Raw genomic sequence first — 3,792 nt, 5'->3', positions numbered from 1 at the left:
GGATCGAACCGCCGACCCTCTGCTTGTAAGGCAGATGCTCTCCCAGCTGAGCTAAGCCTCCATGGGAATGAAATCAAAGGTGAAAATGGTGACCCGTAGGGGACTCGAACCCCTGTTACCTCCGTGAAAGGGAGGTGTCTTAACCACTTGACCAACGGGCCATGCTTGATAAAAATATACCGACGGAGAGAGAGGGATTCGAACCCTCGCACCACTTACGCAGTCTAACCCCTTAGCAGAGGGTCCCCTTATAGCCACTTGGGTATCTCTCCAAGACATATATACTCAGGAAATATTATTCCCTGAAAACTAGATACGAAACTATGCCTCTGGCGAGACAACTGGTACACCAGCGGTACGTCCATCCCGGTCCTCTCGTACTAAGGACAGCTCCTCTCAAATTTCCTACGCCCGCGACAGATAGGGACCGAACTGTCTCACGACGTTCTGAACCCAGCTCGCGTACCGCTTTAATGGGCGAACAGCCCAACCCTTGGGACCTACTTCAGCCCCAGGATGCGATGAGCCGACATCGAGGTGCCAAACCTCCCCGTCGATGTGGACTCTTGGGGGAGATAAGCCTGTTATCCCCAGGGTAGCTTTTATCCGTTGAGCGATGGCCCTTCCATTCGGTACCACCGGATCACTAAGTCCGACTTTCGTCCCTGCTCGACTTGTAGGTCTCGCAGTCAAGCTCCCTTATGCCTTTGCACTCTRCGAATGATTTCCAACCATTCTGAGGGAACCTTTAAACGCCTCCGTTACATTTTAGGAGGCGACCGCCCCAGTCAAACTGCCCACCTGACACTGTCCCCATACCGGWTCACGGTACCAGGTTAGAACTCCGATACGATCAGGGTGGTATCCCAACGTCGCCTCCACCCAAGCTGGCGCTCAGGCTTCAAAGGCTCCCACCTATCCTGTACAGATCGTACCAAAGTCCAATATCAAGCTGCAGTAAAGCTCCATGGGGTCTTTCCGTCTTGTCGCGGGTAACCTGCATCTTCACAGGTATTAAAATTTCACCGGATCTCTCGTTGAGACAGCGCCCAAGTCGTTACGCCATTCGTGCGGGTCAGAATTTACCTGACAAGGAATTTCGCTACCTTAGGACCGTTATAGTTACGGCCGCCGTTTACTGGGGCTTCAATTCATAGCTTCGGRTTGCYCCTAACCACTCCTCTTAACCTTCCAGCACCGGGCAGGCGTCAGCCCGTATACTTCGCCTTGCGGCTTCGCACAGACCTGTGTTTTTGCTAAACAGTCGCTTGGGCCTTTTCACTGCGGCCCCCTCGGGCTATTCACCCTACCGAGGCACCCCTTCTCCCGAAGTTACGGGGTCATTTTGCCGAGTTCCTTAACGAGAGTTCTTCCGCGCGCCTTAGAATTCTCTTCTCACCCACCTGTGTCGGTTTGCGGTACGGGCACCTTCGCCTGGCTAGAAGCTTTTCTTGGCAGTGTGAACTCATGACCTWCGGTACTTAAAGTTTCCCTCCCCATCACAGCCCAGCCTTACGGTTWGCGGATTTGCCTACTAACCAGCCTCACTGCTTGGACAGACATCCATCAGTCTGCGTCACTATCCTTCTGCGTCACTCCATTGCTCATAACGGCTACGGTGGTACAGGAATTTCCACCTGTTGTCCATCGACTACGCCTTTCGGCCTCGCCTTAGGTCCCGACTTACCCTGAGCGGACGAGCCTTCCTCAGGAACCCTTAGGTTTTCGGCGGATCAGATTCTCACTGATCTTTTCGTTACTTATACCGGCATTCTCACTTGTATGCGCTCCACCTGTCCTTACGGTCAGAATTCAACGTACATACAACGCTCCCCTACCCATGCACCGCCTTCACTCCAGCTTCGAAGCAGCGTGTTTAGCAGGGATCATTTGGCCAGAATCTTGAATAACCTAATATAGGGATCTTTAATCGAAGATTAAAGTATCTCAACTTAAAGGTAGATTCTGGCTAATGTCCCGTGGCTACCCACGAGTTTCAAAGACGCAGTGAAGGCGATGCAAGCCATAGCTTCGGTGGCGTGTTTAGCCCCGTTACATTTTCGGCGCAGAGTCACTCGACCAGTGAGCTATTACGCACTCTTTCAATGGTGGCTGCTTCTAAGCCAACATCCTGGTTGTCTGTGCAACTCCACATCCTTTCCCACTTAACACACACTTGGGGACCTTAGCTGATGGTCTGGGCTGTTTCCCTTTTGACAATGGATCTTAGCACTCACTGTCTGACTCCCGGATTTAAGTTTGTGGCATTCAGAGTTTGACTGGACTTGGTAACCCTTGGCGGGCCCCGCACCCAATCAGTGCTTTACCTCCACAACTCAACATCCGAGGCTAGCCCTAAAGCTATTTCGGGGAGAACCAGCTATCTCCGAGTTCGATTGGAATTTCTCCGCTACCCCCACCTCATCCCCGCATTTTTCAACATGCGTGGGTTCGGGCCTCCAGTGAGTGTTACCTCACCTTCACCCTGGACAGGGGTAGATCACACGGTTTCGGGTCTACGTCCACGTACTMAAGCGCCCTATTCAGACTCGCTTTCGCTGCGGCTCCGTCTYTTCGACTTAACCTCGCACGGGAACGTAACTCGCCGGTTCATTCTACAAAAGGCACGCCATCACACATAKAGAGTGCTCTGACTTTTTGTAAGCACACGGTTTCAGGTTCTTTTTCACTCCGCTTCCGCGGTGCTTTTCACCTTTCCCTCACGGTACTGCTTCACTATCGGTCACTAGGGAGTATTTAGCCTTGGCAGATGGTCCTGCCGGATTCCGACGGGGTTTCACGTGACCCGCCGTACTCAGGATACCTCTAGGRGATTCGTTCGATTTGGGCTACAGGGCTTTTACCTTCTATGCCGGACCTTTCCAGATCACTTCGCCTACCRAACTAACCCCATATCGAGGTCCTACAACCCCAAGGAGCAAGCTCCTTGGTTTGGGCTATTCCGCTTTCGCTCGCCGCTACTGACGGAATCCAGCTGGGTTCCCCCATTCGGACATCCCCGGATCAAAGCCTGCTTACGGCTCCCCGAGGCATTTCGTCGTTCGCCACGTCCTTCTTCGGCTCCTAGTGCCTAGGCATCCTCCGTGTGCTCTTTCTAGCTTAACCTAGAAAAAAACATTTAAAGATTKCTGTGCAACCCGAAGGTTACACAACCTAAGTTCTTACTTTACGTTTTTTGTTGACAATCCAGCCTGTGCTTCGCAAAGGTGAATTGCAACTGTTTCGTTATCTAGTTTTCAAGGAACAATCGTTGYAACCGTTACATACGCAARGCGATGTTGGTTGTCAACAAATGCAACAAATTTGCCTATTTARCAGRATTTTCTACCGCTAATTTCAATGCCCATCGACTGAAATCACTGTTTAACTGGAATTTCTACCGTTAATTRCTCTCATTTGCCCTATAAGGAGCSAATCCAGCTTCATTAACGTTACTTTTTCCTGTTAAACTCACTTTCAATCTAMCMAACACGGAWTTAACTGTACGTTTTCCCGTTATTTCAACGAACTTGCCTGAAAGGATTAACCTTTCAAAACTGAACACGAGTGAGTAAGCGATTTGTGTGCTAAGCACACTTGACTGGGTCGTTCTCAGACCCGAGTCTCCATAGAAAGGAGGTGATCCAGCCGCACCTTCCGATACGGCTACCTTGTTACGACTTCACCCCAATCATCTACCCCACCTTCGGCGGCTGGCTCCCTTGCGGGTTACCCCCCCCAATCATCTACCCCACCTTCGGCGGCTGGCTCCCTTGCGGGTTACCCCACCGA

The 3,792-nt window shown here is 51.4% G+C and carries 1 rRNA gene; it reads right to left on the bottom strand.

The annotated features are described in order from the left end of the window. Positions 1-155 precede the first annotated feature (155 nt). Positions 156-3,126: ribosomal RNA gene (locus AC1DUA_RS32080) — 23S ribosomal RNA — on the bottom strand. Positions 3,127-3,792 lie beyond the last annotated feature (666 nt).

The organism is Paenibacillus sp. 01T422, assembly GCF_056398785.1.
This window is presented reverse-complemented; position numbering and strand designations above follow the sequence as displayed.